The sequence below is a fragment of the Nocardia sp. NPDC050175 genome, from assembly GCF_044459885.1.
GTDB lineage: Bacteria > Actinomycetota > Actinomycetes > Mycobacteriales > Mycobacteriaceae > Nocardia.
Genome location: NZ_JBITJI010000017.1, coordinates 45,953 through 63,315, shown reverse-complemented (window position 1 = coordinate 63,315; position 17,363 = coordinate 45,953). Strand labels below are relative to the sequence as shown.

17 protein-coding genes are annotated in these 17,363 nt (G+C 66.7%); 10 read left to right on the top strand and 7 right to left on the bottom strand.

The annotated features are described in order from the left end of the window. On the top strand, nucleotides 1-315 hold the full coding sequence (locus ACIBK2_RS39990) for a DUF3349 domain-containing protein (protein WP_396975449.1): 315 nt from the start codon (nucleotides 1-3) through the stop codon (nucleotides 313-315). Nucleotides 316-761: 446 nt separating this feature from the next. On the opposite strand, the gene ACIBK2_RS39985 is transcribed toward ACIBK2_RS39990, so the two are convergent. From ACIBK2_RS39985 to ACIBK2_RS39965, 5 genes are all read right to left on the bottom strand, one after another. Continuing rightward, the gene (locus tag ACIBK2_RS39985; RefSeq protein WP_396975447.1) at nucleotides 762-1,586 is read right to left on the bottom strand and encodes a class II fructose-bisphosphate aldolase; all 825 of its coding nucleotides are present in this window, start codon (nucleotides 1,584-1,586) and stop codon (nucleotides 762-764) included. A 153-nt stretch (nucleotides 1,587-1,739) separates the two neighbouring features. Further along, complete coding sequence (locus ACIBK2_RS39980) at nucleotides 1,740-2,693, bottom strand: 1-phosphofructokinase (protein ID WP_396975445.1); 954 nt, start codon at nucleotides 2,691-2,693, stop codon at nucleotides 1,740-1,742. Continuing rightward, nucleotides 2,690-3,844, bottom strand: coding sequence for an N-acetylglucosamine-6-phosphate deacetylase (gene nagA, locus ACIBK2_RS39975; protein ID WP_396975443.1), 1,155 nt, complete (start codon nucleotides 3,842-3,844; stop codon nucleotides 2,690-2,692). The genes ACIBK2_RS39980 and nagA overlap by 4 nt, the downstream gene beginning before the upstream one ends. After that, nucleotides 3,841-4,902: an ROK family protein gene (locus ACIBK2_RS39970; protein WP_396975441.1), complete on the bottom strand. Its 1,062-nt coding sequence runs from the start codon at nucleotides 4,900-4,902 to the stop codon at nucleotides 3,841-3,843. Before ACIBK2_RS39970 ends, nagA begins: the two co-directional genes overlap by 4 nt. Before the next feature lie 79 nt (nucleotides 4,903-4,981). Continuing rightward, complete coding sequence (locus ACIBK2_RS39965) at nucleotides 4,982-5,926, bottom strand: SIS domain-containing protein (RefSeq protein WP_396975439.1); 945 nt, start codon at nucleotides 5,924-5,926, stop codon at nucleotides 4,982-4,984. 128 nt (nucleotides 5,927-6,054) lie between these two features. Here ACIBK2_RS39965 and ACIBK2_RS39960 point away from each other — a divergent pair, with 128 nt between their 5' ends. The 8 genes from ACIBK2_RS39960 (at nucleotide 6,055) to ACIBK2_RS39925 (ending at nucleotide 16,299) form a co-directional block, all read left to right on the top strand. Beyond that, a complete protein-coding gene (locus ACIBK2_RS39960; protein WP_396975437.1) occupies nucleotides 6,055-7,305 on the top strand; it encodes an extracellular solute-binding protein in 1,251 nt (416 codons plus the stop codon). A 1-nt stretch (nucleotide 7,306) separates the two neighbouring features. Next, the gene (locus ACIBK2_RS39955; RefSeq protein ID WP_379284380.1) at nucleotides 7,307-8,188 is read left to right on the top strand and encodes a carbohydrate ABC transporter permease; all 882 of its coding nucleotides are present in this window, start codon (nucleotides 7,307-7,309) and stop codon (nucleotides 8,186-8,188) included. Continuing rightward, nucleotides 8,185-9,093, top strand: a complete 909-nt coding sequence (locus ACIBK2_RS39950; RefSeq protein ID WP_396975435.1) for a carbohydrate ABC transporter permease — start codon at nucleotides 8,185-8,187, stop codon at nucleotides 9,091-9,093. Before ACIBK2_RS39955 ends, ACIBK2_RS39950 begins: the two co-directional genes overlap by 4 nt. A 144-nt stretch (nucleotides 9,094-9,237) precedes the next feature. Further along, nucleotides 9,238-10,635, top strand: coding sequence for a lipase family protein (locus ACIBK2_RS39945; RefSeq protein WP_396975433.1), 1,398 nt, complete (start codon nucleotides 9,238-9,240; stop codon nucleotides 10,633-10,635). 68 nt (nucleotides 10,636-10,703) lie between these two features. After that, nucleotides 10,704-11,357 carry a TetR/AcrR family transcriptional regulator gene (locus ACIBK2_RS39940; protein ID WP_396975431.1) on the top strand — a complete coding sequence of 218 codons (654 nt, stop codon included), beginning with the start codon at nucleotides 10,704-10,706 and terminating at the stop codon, nucleotides 11,355-11,357. 138 nt (nucleotides 11,358-11,495) lie between these two features. Continuing rightward, on the top strand, nucleotides 11,496-13,118 hold the full coding sequence (locus ACIBK2_RS39935; RefSeq protein ID WP_396975429.1) for an AMP-binding protein: 1,623 nt from the start codon (nucleotides 11,496-11,498) through the stop codon (nucleotides 13,116-13,118). Between the two features lie 170 nt (nucleotides 13,119-13,288). Further along, on the top strand, nucleotides 13,289-15,403 hold the full coding sequence (locus ACIBK2_RS39930) for a CocE/NonD family hydrolase (protein WP_396975427.1): 2,115 nt from the start codon (nucleotides 13,289-13,291) through the stop codon (nucleotides 15,401-15,403). 104 nt (nucleotides 15,404-15,507) lie between these two features. Then, nucleotides 15,508-16,299 (top strand): DeoR/GlpR family DNA-binding transcription regulator, encoded by a 792-nt coding sequence (locus tag ACIBK2_RS39925; RefSeq protein ID WP_396975425.1) that lies wholly within the window; start codon nucleotides 15,508-15,510, stop codon nucleotides 16,297-16,299. Nucleotides 16,300-16,325: 26 nt separating this feature from the next. Here ACIBK2_RS39925 and ACIBK2_RS39920 read toward each other — a convergent pair whose 3' ends face one another. Both ACIBK2_RS39920 and ACIBK2_RS39915 read right to left on the bottom strand, forming a co-directional pair. Beyond that, nucleotides 16,326-16,568: a hypothetical protein gene (locus ACIBK2_RS39920; protein ID WP_396975423.1), complete on the bottom strand. Its 243-nt coding sequence runs from the start codon at nucleotides 16,566-16,568 to the stop codon at nucleotides 16,326-16,328. Nucleotides 16,569-16,573: 5 nt separating this feature from the next. Further along, nucleotides 16,574-16,873, bottom strand: a complete 300-nt coding sequence (locus ACIBK2_RS39915; RefSeq protein WP_396975421.1) for a hypothetical protein — start codon at nucleotides 16,871-16,873, stop codon at nucleotides 16,574-16,576. Nucleotides 16,874-17,121: 248 nt separating this feature from the next. On the opposite strand from ACIBK2_RS39915, the gene ACIBK2_RS39910 reads away from it, so the two are divergent. Further along, nucleotides 17,122-17,280: a hypothetical protein gene (locus tag ACIBK2_RS39910; protein ID WP_396975419.1), complete on the top strand. Its 159-nt coding sequence runs from the start codon at nucleotides 17,122-17,124 to the stop codon at nucleotides 17,278-17,280. Nucleotides 17,281-17,363: the final 83 nt, after the last annotated feature.

The window sequence follows — 17,363 nt, the reverse complement described above, 5'->3', positions numbered from 1 at the left end:
ATGCCACCCTTTCTGAACGCCATCATCGACTGGCTGCGGGCCGGATATCCGGACGGTGTCCCGGAATCCGACTACATCCCGCTGCTCGCGCTGCTGCGCCGCCGCCTCTCCGACGACGAGGTCCGCCAAATCGCCGCCGAACTGGCGGGTTCCGGCGACCTCCCCGCCGACAAGACCGACATCCAGGTGATGATCACCAAGATCACCAACGAGATGCCCTCGGAGACAGACGTTTTGCGCGTCCAAACCCGTTTGGAGGCGCACGCCTGGCCGCAGGACGGGTCGTCGTCCGGAGAGGCGACACCACCTCTCTAACAGGCTGTCGCTCGAACAGGCCATCGCTGAACTTGCCATGGCACCCGAGTCGATTCAGCTCCCAGCTGACTCTCAGCTGAGCTGGGGCGAGCGTTCAGCTGCGGCGAGCAAGCTGACGTAGTCGGAATCGCCTGACTACTCCGATAACTCGCCTGGTGGGCCTCTGCCCGAGCCCACCACCCCGCCGGCCGGCGGCGTCGGTCCCTCGCCCACGCCGCCGGCCGTCCACGTCAGATGGTGGCTCCGCGCGCGCAGGTCCAATTCCGGAAGTCCCCAGGTCACTCGGGACGCGAGGTTCCTAGGGGACTCTCAGGTGGACTGGGGGGAAGTGCTCAGGTGGGGGCGGCAGGGTGGCGGGTGTTGACCTTGGTGGATCGGCTGCCCCGGTTCACCCCTCCCCGCGGTCGGCGGCGTTACTCCTGGCGCCGCCGACCGCATACTTCTGTTCAGCCGAGTAGGTGAAGGAAGTGCGCTACCTCGGCTTGGATCGCTGCGCGTGCGGGAGTCAGGTATTTGCGGGGGTCGGAGAGGCTGGGGGTGGCGGCGAGGGTGGTGCGGATGGACTCGGTCATCAGGACGTTCAGGCGGGTGGCGATGTTGACCTTGGTGATGCCGTGGTCGACGGCGGCTCGGAGGCCTTCGTCGGGGACGCCGGAGGAGCCGTGCAGGACCAGGGGGACCGGGACCTTGGCGGCCAGGTGCGCGATGAGGTCGTTGTCGAGGGTGGCGGTGCGGGTGTGCATGGCGTGCGAGGAGCCGACGGCTACGGCAAGGGCGTCTACGCCGGTGGTGGCGACGAATTCGACGGCCTCGTCGGGGTCGGTGCGGACGCCGGGGGCGTGGGCGCCGTCCTTGCCGCCGACCTCGCCCAGTTCGGCTTCGACATGGACGTCGCGGTCGTGGCACCAGCGGGTGATGTCGGCGGTGCTGGCGACATTGGCGGCGTAGTCGAGCGTCGAGCCGTCGTACATGACCGAGCGGATGCCGAGATCGACTGCGGCGCGGACCAATTCGGGAGCCGTCGCGTGGTCGAGGTGCACGGCGATGTCGGCGCTGCTGTCCGCCGCGATGCGCAGGCAGGCGAGAGCCAGTGGGGCCAGGCTACCGTGGTAGCTCGCGGTGTTCTCCGAAAGTTGCAGCACGACAGGCCGTTTCGCCGACTCCGCCGCCGCCGCAATGGCCTCGGCATGCTCCAAGGTGATCACATTGAACGCCCCGAGCCCACCCGGTCGCGCGGCAATGATCAAGTCGGAAACGGGCGTCAGCGGCATCGGTATATCTCCTGAGGGTTCAACACGCCCGCCTGCTCGGCAGGCACGGTCGGGGCAACGAACAGTACGAATTCGTCATCGATGCCCGCGATCCGTAGCCCCCAGCGCTGCGGTGCCGGAGTGGCGGGTCACGGCGGAGCGCTGGGGTCGGGTTCACGGGGCGGATTCGTGGCGGGTGGGTAGGTCGAGTTGGGTGACGCGGACGGTGGGGGCGATGCGGGTGCGCAGGCAGCGGTCGATTTCTCCTGCCACGGGGATCACCACGGCGGCGGCGGAGGTGGCGACGGCGTCGGTGAGGATGGCGGGCCAGTCGGGGGCCTGGTCCTCGGTAAGGGCGGCGATTACCGCGGCGGTGGCGGAATCGCCTGCGCCGGTGGGGTTTCCGGCCAACGGCTCGGGCAGGGTGGCGTACCAGGCGCCGTCGGCGGTGACGGCGACCATGCCGTCGGCGCCGCGGGTGGCGATCACGGCGCGGACACCGCTCTCGATCAGGGGGTACGCGGCGAGGACGACTTCCTCGGCGGTGGCCGGCTTGATGCCGGTGAGCTGGTGCAGCTCGTCGCCGTTGGGCATGAGGATGACGCCGGGGATCTGGGCGGCCAGGCGCAGGGCCTCGCCGTCGACGTCGCAGATGGTCGGCACGTCGGCGGCGATGGCGGTGCGGGCGATCTCGGCGGGCAGGGTGGCCGCGATGCCGCCGGGCAGCGACCCGGAGATGACGAGGCCGTCGACGTCGGGCAGCATGCCCGCGACCCGGACCGCGAGTTGCTCGGCGGCGTGCGGATTGGAGACGCGCGCGCCGGGCTCCCACAGGGCGGTCGCGGTGCCGTCCTCGGATTCGCTGATCACCACCGTGCGCCGGACCCAGGGCAGCGCGTGCACGAAGTCGACCGGCATCTCCAGCTCGGCGGCGGCCGCGAAGGCGTGGTCGGAGAAACCCGTCGCCCTGGCGTACTTGCCGAGCTGATTCAGCACCCGCGTGACGTTGATGCCTTTGCCGCCGATGCGCTGTTCGACCGAACGGACCCGATGTGCCTGGCCGCGTTCGAAGTGCTCGACGCGGTAGGTCATGTCGTAGGCCGGATTCATCGTCACGGTGAGGATCACGACAACCACTCTCCTCGCCTGAGTACCCGGCGCAACTGGAGGCCCTCGCCAACGATCAGTAGGTCGGCTAAGTAGCCCGTCCGCAGGTCACCGACGTCGGGCAGTCCGAGGGCCGCCGCCGGGGTAGCCGTCGCCGCGCGCACCGCGTCGGCCGGCGCAACGCCCGACTCGCGCACCGCACGGGCCACGCCGTCGAGCAGCGTGCTGACACCGCCCGCGATCGAACCGTTCGCGATCCTGGCGACCCCTTGCCGCACCGTGACCGACTGCGGACCGAGCTGATACTCGCCGTCCGACAACCCGGCCGCCTGCATGGCATCGGTGATCAACGCGACCCGGCCGGGCGCGGTCGCGAAGACCAGCGCGGCGAATCCGGGGTCGACATGCACGCCGTCCCCGATCAGCTCGACCGTCACGTGCCCGCCCGCCGCGGCGACCAGACTCGCCCCGACCGGACCGGGTTCGCGGTGGTGCAGCGGCGGCATGCCGTTCGCCAGATGAGTGACGAGAGATCCGAACCCAGTGGGCCGCAAAGCTTTGAGGAACGAGGCGTAGTCGGCGTTACTGTGCCCCAGCGAAACCCGCACACCGTGCTCGCTGAGCCGTTGCGCGACAGCGTCATAACCGGATCGCTCCGGAGCCAGCGTCATCACCCGCAGGTGCCCGCCCCCGGCGGCGAGCAGCTGATCGGTGAGCTCGAGATCGGGATCCCGCAAAAACCGCGGATCCTGTGCCCCACAACGCGCTTCCGACAGAAACGGCCCTTCGGCATGAATCCCGCCGAGCACCCCGTCGGCCGCCAGCTCGCGCAATGTGGCGGTCTGCGCGACCATATCCGCCGCGGCCGCCGTAACAATGCTCGCCACCACCGTCGTGGACCCGCGCGACTGATGAAACTCCGCCGCCGCCCGCGCTTCCGCCGCATCGACGGTGTCGAACCGATGCCCGAACCCGCCGTGATTGTGGATGTCCACCAACCCGGGCAGCAACGTCCCCGCAAAGGCGGGCTCTGGCGAATCCGGATGCGCCGCAACCCACTCCGCGAACGGCAGCACGGCACCGATCCGATCGCCCACGATCGTGACAACGCCGTCGTCCAACTGAGCGGTCGCCGAGACGATCCGCCCACGAACGACCAATTCGCTCGTCACGTGAGCGCCCCCTGCCTAGCGAACAGCGCGGCCCCCGTGAGACCAGCGCGCGCGCCGAATTCGCCGAGCACAACATGCGGAGCCGGAACCAGCCGGAGCCGATCGGAAATGGCTTGGTGGAGCGGCTCGGTCAGTGCGGCGCCCGCACCCGCCAGCCCGCCGCCGAGGATGATCAGTTCGGGGCAGGCGGCGTGCACGATGCCGATCAGACCGTCGGCGAGCGCGTCGACGGCGTCCGCGAGCACGGCCTTGGCATCGGCGTCGGTGTCCACCAAGGCGAATACTTCTGCCGCGCCGCTGATTTCACGTCCGGTCCGGCGGGTGTAGGCGCGGGCGATCGAGGCACCGGAGGCGACGGTTTCCACGCAACCCGTGTTACCGCACGGGCAGGGCAGGCCGTCCGCGCGCACCGGAATGTGCCCGTATTCGCCCACCTGGCCGTAGCTGCTGCGCACCAAGCGCCCGCCGACGGACAGGGTGCCGGAGATGCCGGTGCCGAGGATGACCACGCAGACGTTGTCGTAACCACGTCCGGCCCCGACGCGCCATTCGGCCCAACCCGCCACGGCGACATCGTGTTCGAGCAAGACCGGCATTCCCCAGCGATCGAGGAACCGGTCGCCGACCTTGAAGTCCCGCCAGCCGATGTTGCTGCTGAACACGGCGATCGACCGGACGGTGTCAACGATGCCGGGTACCACCACGGCCGCCCGGCCGACGCGGCCGCGCTGTTCCGCGGTCAGTTCGGCGAGCAACTGATCGCCGAGCACCCCCATCGCCTCGAACGCCGCGTCGCCCTGCGGCGTCAGCATGGTGCCGACGGCAAGCACGGTGCCCGCCGCATCGGTGATCTCACCTTTGATGGTCGTCCCGCCGACATCGAGGCCGAGCACCAGCGCGTCCTCGGACAACGCGTCCGGCTGCGGCAGTACCGCAGCCGAACGCGTCGGTGTGCCGCCGCGGTGTGCCGCGGTCGACCCGGCAGTCTCGGCCGTGGGCCGGGCGGCACTGGTCGAGGACGTTTCGTTGTCGGCCGTCGGGTCCGGCACCACTCCCATGCTTCGCACAGTAGTTCCCGGCGCGTCGCGCAGTGCGGCGCCGGCTGAACCTGGGTCGAGTTTCACCGGGCCGGTCCGATCACTGGTCGAGGACGACCGAGCGATTGAGCCCACGCGGGTGGTCGGGGTCCAGGCCGAGGTCCGCCGCGCGCAGCACGCAGAGCTGGTGCACGCGGAGCAGGTCGGCCATCGGGTCGAGGTCGCGGTGCTCGAAGTGCGCACCGGTGCTGGCGATGTCCCTGGCGAAGTTCGGCACCAGCGGGCCGAAGGCCCAGACCGCGCGACCGGGCGCCGAGATGGCGACCGGGCCGTGCCGGTACTCGGTGGCCAGGTAGGACTCGGTCCAGGACTGGCAGGATTCGCGCAGCTTGAGCCCGGATTCCTCGGCGATGGCGGCGGCGAAGCCCATGCCGACGAAGCTGATCTCCTCGGCGTGGCGGACGTCGGCGAGCGACACCGCCGGATCCTCGGCGAGCACCTTGCGGCCCTGCTCGATCACCGGCGCGAGATCTTCGCCGAGGTGCCAGCGCAGGATGGCCAGCGCGGTGGTGGCGAAGCGGGTCTGCACCACCGATTCCTCGTCGACCTCGTCGATCAGGATCGGATCGCCGAGCTCGAGCACCGGCGTGCCGGGACTGGAGCAGATGACGGTGCGTGGAATGTGTGCTGGGATGTCCCGCATGGCATTGACCACCTCGGTGGTCGTGCCTGACCGGCAGATCACCAAGTAACGGTCATATTCGCGGCTGGAGCGGACCTCGCTGGCAGGCCAGGCATCGGTCAGACCGTGCCCTGCGCCCTCGCGCAGCGCCGCGATCGCTTTGGACATGAACAGGGAAGTGCCGCAACCGATCACGGCGACTCGCTCGCCCTTGTGGGGGAGGATGTCGCGATGTTCGGCAGCGATCGTTTCGGCGCGCGCCCAGTCGTCAGGCTGGGTGGCGACCTCGTTGGCCAGATGGGTGACGGGCGTGGGTTCGGCGGAGATCGGCACAACAACAGAATCCGCCCGGTGATCGTTCATGTCAAATTTACGAGCGAATCAGTCACATATGATCAAGCTTGGGTCTATGTTGATAGTCGGTCGATCAGTTCGATCCCATCATCGGCTGTCCAGTGGCGCCCGGTGTGCAAATTTGAAAGGTTTTACTCGTGAAAAGACCACTCCACGGCGTGCTTGCGGGGGTCGCGATGGTCACCGGCCTTGCGCTGGCGATCTCGTCCTGTGGGTTCGGCTCGAAGGATAACGCCGACTCCGACACCACGATCAACTTCTTAGCCCCGGCCTACAGTGACGGGGCCAACGGTACGAAGGCGCTGTGGGACGGGATCATCGCGGACTTCCAGAAGCAGAACCCCGCCATCAAGGTGAACCTGCAGATCGAGTCCTGGAACTCGATCAACGACGTGGTGCGCACCAAGCTGCAGTCGAAGTCGACCACCCCGGACATCCTCAACATCGATGCCTACGCCAGCTTCGCCAGTGACGGACAGCTCTACCCGGCCTCCGAAGTCGTCTCCCCGCAGGTGCTTTCGGACATCCAGCCCGGCTTCGCGAAGAACGCGTCGCTGAACGGCACCCAGTTCGCGCTGCCGCTGTTCGCCTCGACGCGCACCCTGTTCTACAACACGGACCTGTTCGCCAAGGCGGGCGTCACCGCGCCGCCGAAGACCTGGGCCGAGCTCACCGACACCGCCAAGAAGATCCAGGCGCTCGGCGGCGGCGTCTCCGGCTACGGTCTGCCGCTCGGCAGCGAGGAAGCGCAGGGCGAGACGTCCATCTGGACCTTCGGCGCGGGCGGCCAGTGGGCCGAGGGTGACAAGCTCACCATCGACACCCCGGCCAACCTCGACGGCGTGCGCGCCATGCGCGAGATCGCCGATGCCGGTGTCACCCAGCCCAATCCGGGCGCGACCGACCGCAAGGACGTCATCAACGCGTTCATCCAGGGCAAGATCGGCATGATCGAGGGTCTGCCCCCGAACATCAGCCAGATCACCGCGAAGAACCCCGGCCTGAAGTACGCGACCGCACCGACGCCGACCAAGTCCGGCACCCCGGTGACGCTCGGCGTGGCCGATCACCTGATGGCGTTCAAGAAGGACGGCAAGAAGACCGACTCGATCAAGAAGTTCCTCGACTTCTTCTACGGCGCCGACGTCTACTCGAAGTTCGTCTCGACCGAGGGCTTCATCCCGATCACCAACACCGCGGCCACCAAGCTGGCCTCGGACCCGGTGACCAAGGCGTTCGGTTCGACCCTCGCGGTGGCCCAGTTCTACCCGAGCAACAACGCGAAATGGGCTGCGGCGCAAGGCGCGATCCGGCAGCAGATCGGCACCATCGCCCAGGGCACCGACCCGGCCCAGGTCTTGCAGCGCATTCAGGAAGCCGCGAAATAGCGTGCGACGGAAAGGAACTCTGGCGGCGATACCGTGGATCGGACCCGCGCTGGTCTTGATCGCGGCTATCGTCGCCTTTCCCGCCTGCTACATGGTGTGGACGAGTACCCGGGATCTCAACGCCTACGGTCAAGACCGAGGCGCGGCGGGCCTGGCGAACTTCCGCACCCTGTTCGGGATTTCCGAGCTGGGATCCGTTCTGGCACACACGGTGATCTGGGTTGTCGCCGTGGTGCTGATCACCCTGGTGTTGTCCGCGGCGCTCGCCCAGTTCCTCAACAAGGATTTCCCCGGCCGCACCGCGGTGCGGATGGCGATCCTGGTGCCGTGGGCGGCCTCGGTCGTGATGACGACGACGATCTTCTACTACATGCTCGATCCCGACGTCGGCATCGCCAATCGCTTCCTGGTCGATATCGGCCTGCTGGACCGGGGTTACGGCTTCACCAAGCAGCCGACGCCCGCGTTCCTGGTGGCGATCGGCGTCGCGGTGTTCGTCTCGATCCCGTTCACCACCTACACGATTCTGGCCGGGCTGCAATCGATTCCGGCCGAGATCGGTGAGGCGGGCCGGGTCGACGGCGCGAGTTCGTGGCAGCGCTACCGCTTTCTCACGCTGCCGCAGCTGCGGCCTGCCATCGCGGTGGCGACGATCATCAACATCATCAACTCGTTCAACTCGCTGCCGATTCTGCAGGTGATCACCGGCAGCATCGCGGGGTTCCAGGCCGACACCACAACCACGTTGATGTTCAAGCTCATTCGGCAGAATCAGCAGGTCGATACCGCCGCGGCGATGAGCGTGCTGAACTTCGTGCTGATCATCGTCATCATCGCGATCTACGTGAAGGTGATCCGGCCGACTCAGGAGGTCGACGGATGACCGCGGCGGATATCGCGCACATCGAGAAGGTCACCGGCGCAGCGGAAGCCGGTGACTCGGCCGAGCGTCCCGGCGCGCGAACGAAGCGGCGCCGCTGGGAGCTGACCGCGGTCGGCGTCGTGCTGGCCGCGCTGTTCCTGCTGCCGTTCATCGTGATGGTGCTCGGGTCGCTGAAGAGCCGTGCCGAAATCCTGCGCATCCCACCGACATACCTGCCCGAGACGTGGCATCCGGACAACTACGCCACCATGTGGGACACCCCGGAAACGCCGCTGCCGTTCAATCTGGCGAGCACGGTGATCATTTCGGTGTTCGCCACGCTGCTCGTGCTGATTGTCGCCATTCCGGCCGCGTATTACACGGCGCGGCACAAGTTTCCGGGTCGCGCGGTGTTCCTCGGCCTGGTGCTCATCACCCAGATGTTGCAGCCGACCGTGCTGGTGACCGGTCTGATCCGGGAGTTCTTCGCGCTCGGTATCAACGACACCTGGCTGGCGATGATCCTGGTGAACGCGGCGTTCAACCTGTCGTTCGCGGTCTGGATCCTGCACAGCTTCTTCGCCTCCATTCCGGTGGAGATCGAGGAGGCCGCGATGCTGGACGGGCTGAGTCGCTGGCAGATCCTGGTCCGGGTGAGCCTGCCGCTGGTGTGGCCGGGCATCGTCACCGCGACGATCTTCGTCGTGGTCTCCTGCTGGAACGAGTTCGCCGCCAGCCTGGTGGTGCTGACCACCCAGAAGAACCAGCCGTTGTCGGTGGCGCTGACCAAGTTCATCGGCCAGTACGACACCTCGTGGCAATACGTTTTCGCTATATCTACGGTCGGCATCATCCCGGTCGTGATCCTGTTCGCCTTCATCGAGAAGCGCCTCGTCGCGGGTCTTACCGCGGGCAGCGTCAAGTAAGCCGACTCGGCGGGTGGTGTGCCACACCACCCGCCGTTTGGCGCGTTGTGAGCCGACACACTGTCTGAGTCTGGACTTCTCGCCGGTTATCTGAAAATATCCCTTACCAGTATCGGTAACGAGCGGTAACGGGAAGGCATTTCGATGAACGTGCGCAATGGTGGGCGCGTCGTCGTCCTCGGCGTCATCGCGCTGATGGCGGCGTGGACGGCACTCGGTTCGGGACAGGCGACGCCAGGGGAGCAGGAGAGTGTCCGGATCGAACCGGCGCCCGCGCTCACCCTGCCGCCGGAACTCGACGACTTCTACCAGCCCGCGGCGGGAGCGGTCGCCGCGGCACAGCCCGGCGAGATCCTGCGCGCGCGGGCGATCTATCCGGCGTTCATGGGCATCTTGCAACTGAATGTCGATGCGTGGCAGTTGCTTTACCGCACCACCAACAGTCATGGCGAGCCGATCTCGACGGTCACCACCATCCTGAAACCGCGCGGCCCCGCGCCCGTGGGCGGGGCGAAGCTGCTGTCCTATCAGATCGCCGAGGACAGCGTCGCGCAGTACTGCGCCCCGTCGTATGTGGCCCAATCCGGTGCCATCCCGGTCGATTACGTGAACGCGGCGGAGACGCTCATTCCGATCGCCGCGGGCCTCGGCCAGGGCTGGACTGTCGCTATGCCCGACTATCAGGGGCCGAATTCGGCGTACGGCGCCTCGCGGATGAACGCGCAGGCCACCCTCGACGGTATTCGGGCCGCCGAGAACTTCGCGCCTGCGCAGTTGAGCGGGCCGGATACTCCGGCCGCACTGTGGGGCTATTCCGGTGGCACGATTCCGACGGCCTTCGTTCCGGAGATCAAGGAAAGCTATGCGCCCGAACTGAATATCGTCGGCATCGCGGCGGGCGGTGTCGCGGCGGGCGACTACGCCGGGGTGGTGCGGCACAACAACGGCGGCGTCTACGCCGGGCTCATCTCGGCCGCGATCGTCGGCATTTCCACCGAATACCCGGAAATGCAGCGGGTGATGCGCGAAAGGGTCGATCTGCTCGGGCAATTCGTCCTGGCGTCCAAGAAGGTGCTGTGTCATCCGCAGGGTGCCATCCTGTTCCCCGGATTCAACTACTTCGGCACTTTCCAGGGCGGAGATCCGCTGAGCCTGCCGGAGATTCGGGAAGCGATCGCGGACAACTCACTCGGGCAGCAGAAACCGACCGTGCCGATCTACTTCTATCACGCACAGAACGACGAGCTCATTCCGATCGCGGGCACCGATGCGACGGTGCAGAAATACTGCGGCGAGGGTGCGCCGAGCGTGACCTATGTCCGGGAATTCGCCGCCGAACATCTCTCCGGTGTCCTCTCGCACTTGCCCGGCGCGTTCTATTGGCTGAAAGACCGGCTCAACGGCGTCGCCGCACCGCAGGGCTGCTCGATTACCAGCCCGGTGAGCACCATTGGGGAACCCCAGTTCGGGCAGGCGCTGTCGGAGATCCTGCCGCCCATGGCGCAGGCCCTGGTCGGATACGCCATCGGCCAGCGGAAGTGAGCCGTCGACCCCGGCGCGGACCGATGTCCGTGCCGGGGTTGCGCCGGGTCAACGGGTAGCATCGAACGGTGGCACGGCGGGAAGAAGAATCGAAGGACGGTCGCAGCTACGGCGGGCTGTCACGGGAACAGCGGGTGGCGCAGCGGCAGGCCCGATTGATCGATGCCGCCCTCGAATTATTCGGCACCCAGGGTTACGCGGCCACGTCCATCGAGCGACTCTGCGCGGTCGCCAATGTTTCCACCCGCAGTTTCTACGAAGATATGGGCAGCCGTGAGGCTTTGCTCATCGCGTTGGTCAACCGGACCACCTCGCACGCGGTAGAGCGGGCCTTGGAGGCCTTGGCGAAAACCGAGCACGATCCGCTGTCGACGAGGGTGGTCGAGGGCTTTCGCGCCTATCTCTCGGTGACCTGTGCGGATCATCGATCGGCCAGGGTCTGTTATGTCGAGGTGGTCGGCGTGAGCCAGGCGGTCGAGGAATGGCGCAGAGATCAACGGCGCCTGCTTTCGTCATTGTTGATCAGCGAAGCCGAGCGGGGTGTCGAGCGCGGCGAGGCCAAGCCGCGGCGTTTCGATCTTTTCGCGCTCGCGGTGATCGGCGCGGTGAACTCGCTCGCCCAGGAATTGGTGCAGAGCACGCTGCCCGATTCGGTCATCAGCGTGGACGAAATATGCGAGGAGATCGCGTATTTCGTGAACTCCGGGCTCGCACTCACCTGAACTGAAACCAGCGAAACTGACTGAGGGTTCGGCGAGATCAGTATCTGAAAAGATGTCTTGCCGAATTGGTGTAAATCTCCTACAGTCGAGTCGACGCCCTTGTTCGAGGGCGTCGACGATTCTCTGGACGGAGTGTTCATGTCCTCCATCGGAAGTGCCGTTCGCGCGCTGGTGGTCAATCTGCATTCGGTGGGCGTGCTGCAACGGGCGGGCGTGCTCAACCTGCTCGCACCGGCCGACCTGGTGCGCGCCTCCCGCGCGGTCCGGCAGTTCGGCGGTATCGCCGGGCCGGTGCGGATGTCGGCGCGGCGCGAGCCCGAGCGGGTGGCGCTGATCGATGAGCTCGGCCCGCTCACCTACCGGGAGCTCGAGGCCCGCGGCAACGCGCTGGCCCGCGGCTTCGCCGGGCTCGGCCTCGGGCCGGGTGACACGGTCGCCGCGCTCATCCGGGACCGGCGCGAGTTGGTGGACACCATGCTCGCCGCCGCGAAGATCGGCGCGCGGCTGGTGCTGCTCAATACCGGGTTCGCCGGTCCGCAGCTGGCCGATGTCGCGGCGCGCGAGGGCGTGAATGTCGTGGTGTACGACCAGGAATTCACCGACTTGCTGCAGGTGTTGCCGCCGGACGTGCTGCGGGTGCTCGCCGTGCACGACGGCATCGGGGTCGGCGGCATCGCGACCGTCGCCGAGTTGATCGCGGGCAACGACACGGCCGAACTGGCTCCGCCGCCGCGGCAGGGCGGGTTCGTGCTGCTGACCGGCGGCACCACCGGGACGCCGAAAGGGGTACCGCGCGAGGTCAAGTCGCCGCTCGCGGCGGCGGCGTTGCTGGAGCGGATTCCGTTGCGGCGCAACCAGACGCTGGTGCTGGCCGCGCCGCTGTTCCACGGCACCGCGCTGAACCAGTTCATCCTGGCGCTGTCGCTGGCCTCGACGGTGGTGCTGCGCAGGCGATTCGACGCCGAGGCGACCCTGGCCGACGTCGCCGATCATCAGGCGCAGGTGCTCGTCCTGGTGCCGACCATGCTGCGCCGGATACTCGACCTAGGCCCCGAGGTGTTGGCGAAATATCACACCGACAGCCTGCGGATCGTCTTCAGCGCGGGGTCGGCATTGCCTGCCGCGCTGGGTGATTCGGCCACCGAGGTGTTCGGCGACGTGCTCTACAACTTCTATGGCTCGACCGAGGTCGGTGTCGCCGCCATCGCCACGCCCGCGGACTGGCGGGCGGCGTCCGGGACGGTCGGCAAGCCGCCGACGGTGTGTACCGTCCGGCTCTACGACGAAGACGGCAAGCTGGTCACCGAACCCGGTGCGCGGGGCACCATTTACGTGCGCAGCATGCTGTCGTTCGCGGGGTACTCCGGCGGCGGCAACAAGGACGTCATCGATGGCCTGCTGTCCTCCGGCGATGTGGGGCACTGGGATTCGGGCGGTCGGCTGTTCATCGACGGACGCGACGACGACATGATCGTCTCCGGCGGCGAGAACGTCTTCCCCGGCGAGGTCGAGGAGCTGCTGTACGCCCATCCGGCCATTGCCGAGGCGGCGATCGTCGCGGTGCCCGACGACGAATTCGGCCAGCGGCTCGCGGCTTTCGTGGTTCGGCATTCCGATCAGGAGCTGGATGCCGACGCGGTCCGTGCCCATGTGAAGGCGAATCTGGCCCGGTTCAAGGTGCCGCGCGATGTCACCTTCGTCGTCGAGCTCCCGCGCACCAGCACCGGAAAACTCTTGCGGCGCGACCTCACCGCGAGCTGAGTCAAATCGTCTGGGACAGGTGTAGACAACCCGTCTTTTATCTGAAAATATAACTTACCAATATGGCGGGTAAGCGGCCGTCGCTCGTCGGCGGTCGACGCCGCCGTCGAATCGGAAATTGATGGTGAGCAGGCACAATCGCCGCTCGCAGGATCGATGGGTGATCAATGATGATGACCGATAGTTGGCCGAAGCGTGCCGCGCGGTGGCCTGGATTCGCCGCGACCGCGGCCCGAATCGTGGTTGCGGTAGGCGTTCTCGCGGTTTCCTCGGTGCTGCCGATGGCCGCACCGTTAGCGCTCGCTGATCCGGCGCCCACCACTCAGTTTCCAAAAGCCGACGCCCGCACCGGATTACCCGAGGGGTGGAATCCGGGGCCCGAGATCTATGGCGTCGGCGAGCAGAAGAACGTGGAGCTGCCGATGGCGGACGGCGTGGTGCTGCGCGCGGACGTTCGGTATCCGACCGACGCCACCGGCACACCAGCGCCGGGCCCGTTCCCGATCATGTTGACCCAGACGGCATACGGCAAGGACAGTGCCGGTTTCGTGCGGCTGCTGTCCTACGACGGACTCGGTCCGCTCTTGCAGAATGCACTGCCTAGCGTCATCGATGTGGCGAAACAGATCAGCGATGCGGCGGGGTACGGCGACTACTTCGTCAAGCGCGGCTACATCAGCGTGATCGTGGACATTCGGGGCACCGGATCCTCCGGCGGTCAGTGGAGCATCCTGCAGCCGCAGGAGCGGGAGGACTCGAAGCGGGTAATCCATTGGGCCGCTGAACTACCCAACTCGACCGGGGAGATCGGCCTCTGGGGTCTGTCCTATCTCGGGATGAGCGAGCTGCTCACCGCCGGTGTGCTGGAACCGGATTCGCCGGTGAAGGCGCTTTTTCCGCTGATGCCCGGTAACCACGCGTTCCAGGATCTGCTCGACCACGACGGCTTCTACAACATCGCCTTCCTGGCCTCCATGCTTCAGTTCCCGATCACCCTGCTGCCGCAGCTGGATCCGATCCTCGGGCTGTACCGGGAGCCGGACAAGATGGCCAGCGTCTTCGTCGACCACCTGATCTCGCACTTCCGGGCCGACGGCACCTGGCATTCGGTGTTCAACGCGCTGCTCGACGGCGACAAGGCCTACAACAGCCCGTACTGGGAGTCGCGCGCGATCGACAATGTGGTGGACCAGATTGCGGCGAACGACATTCCGACCTATCTGATCGGCGGCCAGTACGACCTGCTGCAGGACGGCACGCCGCGCACCTTCGCGGGCTTGCAGAACGCCTACGCCGGACGCTCGCACAACGGTCCGATGCCCGCGGCCGCGCCGTCCAGCGGCCGCTTCCAAATGCTCACCGGCCCTTGGTTCCACATACAGCCCGGCGTGCAGCGCAACACCGATATCGACATGCACGCCATCCAGCTGGCCTGGTTCGACCGGTGGTTGAAGAACGACCGCAACGGCATCGACGGGACGAAGACGCCGCTGCACGCGATCGACGTCAACGGCAATGTGCTCGAGAGCGCCACCTATCCGATGCGGGAAACCCCCACGCAGAACCTGTATCTGGAAGCCGGTGGCCGACTGTCATCGGATCGCCCGGTAGCGCAGTCGGGTTCGGACCGGGTGACCTTCAGCCCGGTCAACGGCGGCACCATCTGCAACTCCTCGTTCTCCCGCAATTTCTCCGGGGTGTACGAGCTGCTCACCACGATGGCAGGCATCGATGACCCCTGCGGGCAAGTCCCTGCGCACCCGGATGTGCCTGGGCTGCTGGACAATCCGCAGTACACGACCGATGCCTTCGCCGAGCCGACTGTGCTGGGCGGGCCGATCGGCGCCACGCTCTTCGCCACCTCGAGCACGCCCGCCTCGGCGTTCAGCGTGACGGTCCAAGACATCGCGCCGGACGGTACGGCCATCGCGTTGACCGATGGTCAGCTCGCCGGAAACTTCCGCGCGTTGGATGAAGACCGGACCTGGCGGGCCCCGGACGGCAGTGTGCTCGGCGCGTTCCATCCGGGTACGAGGGAGTCGATGCTGCCGGTGGTCCCGGGGCAGGTGACCGAGTACAACGTCAAGGTCCGCCCGGCCTTCCATGTGTTCCAGCCCGGCCACCGGTTGCAGGTGACCATCGGCTCCGGCGACGCGCCGACCCACATCTTCAACCCGAAGGACTATCCGGCGCTGCTGGGTGGTGTCTACGACATCCAGCGCACCGAGGGCGCGGCCTCGTTCCTCACGTTGCCGCTGGCCAGTGCCTCGGCGATGCACCGCTGAGGCGGCGCCCGCTTGGCATTGCCGCACCGGAATCTCTACGGTCGGCAGCGTGCCTGTGATCAGATGGTTCGCGTGCCTAGAAAAACAGCAGGTCGGGTTGTGAGATGACCGGACCAACCGACCGCCCGCAGCGCTGGAACCGGCTGCTTGAACTGCTCGCCGAATCCGGGCGGCTCTCGGTGGAGGAGGCCGCCGAGCGCCTCGGCGTGTCCTCGGCGACGGTCCGCCGCGACTTCACCGCCCTGGCCGAACAACAGCTGGCGACCAGAACGCACGGCGGCGTCGTCGCGACCTCGGTCGCCTACGACCTGCCCGCCCGCTACCGGCAGACCGGCGGCGAGGCCAAGCAACGGATCGCGGAACATGCTGCGTCCCTGGTAGATCCGCACAAGGTCATCGCGATGAACGGCGGCACGACCACCACCGCGGTGGCGCGGGCGCTGGCCGGCCGCACCGACCTCGGCATGACCGGCGACGAACAACTGACCCTCGTCACCAACGCGCTCAACATCGCCGGCGAAATGGTCCTGCGCCCGCACATGCGCACCGTCGTCCTCGGCGGCGTGGCCCGCCGCGAGTCCTACGAACTCCACGGACCCCTGGCCGAACGCGCGCTAGCCGAACTCCGCCTCGACGAACTGATCCTCGGCGTCAACGCCATCTCCGCCGAGGGCGGCGCCCAATGCCGCCACATCGACGAGGCAGGCGTAACCACCGAAATGGTCCGCCGCTCCCGCCACGTCATGGTCGTAGCCACCGCAGACAAACTAGAACGCACCGCCCTGGCCCGAATCTGCACCATCGAACAGGTCCACGTCCTGGTCACCGACACCGACGCCGACCCGGTGGCGGTAGCGGCGATCCGCGCGACGGGAGTACGCGTCGACGTCGTGTAGTGCCCCGCCAGGGATAGAACTGCCCTTCAGCCGGCCGAGCCCCCCGACTCGATCCGATACTGCTCACGAATGTCTTCGTACTGCTGCTGCCGCTCGGGCTCCATATCCTCCTCGGAGTCCACACCGATAGCCCACGGGATCGGGCACGGCGGTGCGTGATCCGGGTTGGGGCACAGCAGATGAGAGATTTGATCAGCCAGTTTCTTCGCCTCGGCCTCGGTGGCGAGGATGCCGACTTTGATCTCCCACAACGTCTTTCCATCGGACATAGGACTCAGATCTCCTTGCAGTGCCGTTTGTAGTGACCTTGCGGGACCGATCGATCGGCATCCTTCTTCGCCGCCGCAACCGCCCCCGGCTTCGTATTGTCGCTCCCCGTGCCCGTGATGTAGCCGACGGCGGCCCCATCTTTGATCAGCTGGCACTTCACCGTAGCGGTGTATCGCGCATCGAATTCGATGTGACCAGCGGGTACAGCATCGACGACGGCGACGACCCCGGCATTCGGAGCGGCCCCGCTCGGTGCGGAAAAAGCGACGAGCGCCGCAGCCACAATCGACACGGCAGCGACCACCCTACGTACATCCATTTCGGATCCTCCCCGAGCGTGGGGCGAACTTCATATGTTGGCCCCTTCATCAAGTTAGATGCGAGACAAGGGGTTTCGGTTCCATGGAAGTTTTGTGACCCATCTCTCGCAGTGCGGCAAGTCGCCATCGCTGGACAGAGTGCCGCAGCGGATCCCAGTCGACGGCTTACGGCGGTACCGCTGGGATCGGGTGATTGTTGCCCGGTTCCTGTTTGAAGGTGGCTGGGTCGGGCATGTCCGTGGCCATGACCACTGAACCCGGTACAGAGCGTTCGGATGACACTGAAGTGGACCGCGAGGACGTTGATCAGCCGGATTCGACCGAGGATGCTGCGGCGACCACGGAGGATCAGGCGGCGGATATGGATTATGAGGGCGATACGCCCAACTGAGGATTCTGTTCGCGCAGCACCGATTTATCGATGAGACTTGCTCTTTCGCGCCGCCACGCTTAGTTCCGCTTGATCGCGGGACC

Bases quoted from the DNA above. Each gene is read 5' to 3' on its own strand.
- ACIBK2_RS39935 (WP_396975429.1), top strand. From the start codon at position 11,496: ATGTCCTCCATCGGAAGTGCCGTTCGCGCGCTGGTGGTCAATCTGCAT.
- ACIBK2_RS39970 (WP_396975441.1), bottom strand. From the start codon at position 4,902: ATGGGAGTGGTGCCGGACCCGACGGCCGACAACGAAACGTCCTCGACC.
- ACIBK2_RS39985 (WP_396975447.1), bottom strand. From the start codon at position 1,586: ATGCCGCTGACGCCCGTTTCCGACTTGATCATTGCCGCGCGACCGGGT.
- ACIBK2_RS39925 (WP_396975425.1), top strand. From the start codon at position 15,508: ATGACCGGACCAACCGACCGCCCGCAGCGCTGGAACCGGCTGCTTGAA.
- ACIBK2_RS39910 (WP_396975419.1), top strand. From the start codon at position 17,122: ATGTCCGTGGCCATGACCACTGAACCCGGTACAGAGCGTTCGGATGAC.
- ACIBK2_RS39965 (WP_396975439.1), bottom strand. From the start codon at position 5,926: ATGAACGATCACCGGGCGGATTCTGTTGTTGTGCCGATCTCCGCCGAA.
- ACIBK2_RS39930 (WP_396975427.1), top strand. From the start codon at position 13,289: ATGATGACCGATAGTTGGCCGAAGCGTGCCGCGCGGTGGCCTGGATTC.
- ACIBK2_RS39950 (WP_396975435.1), top strand. From the start codon at position 8,185: ATGACCGCGGCGGATATCGCGCACATCGAGAAGGTCACCGGCGCAGCG.
- ACIBK2_RS39920 (WP_396975423.1), bottom strand. From the start codon at position 16,568: ATGTCCGATGGAAAGACGTTGTGGGAGATCAAAGTCGGCATCCTCGCC.
- ACIBK2_RS39945 (WP_396975433.1), top strand. From the start codon at position 9,238: ATGAACGTGCGCAATGGTGGGCGCGTCGTCGTCCTCGGCGTCATCGCG.
- ACIBK2_RS39990 (WP_396975449.1), top strand. From the start codon at position 1: ATGCCACCCTTTCTGAACGCCATCATCGACTGGCTGCGGGCCGGATAT.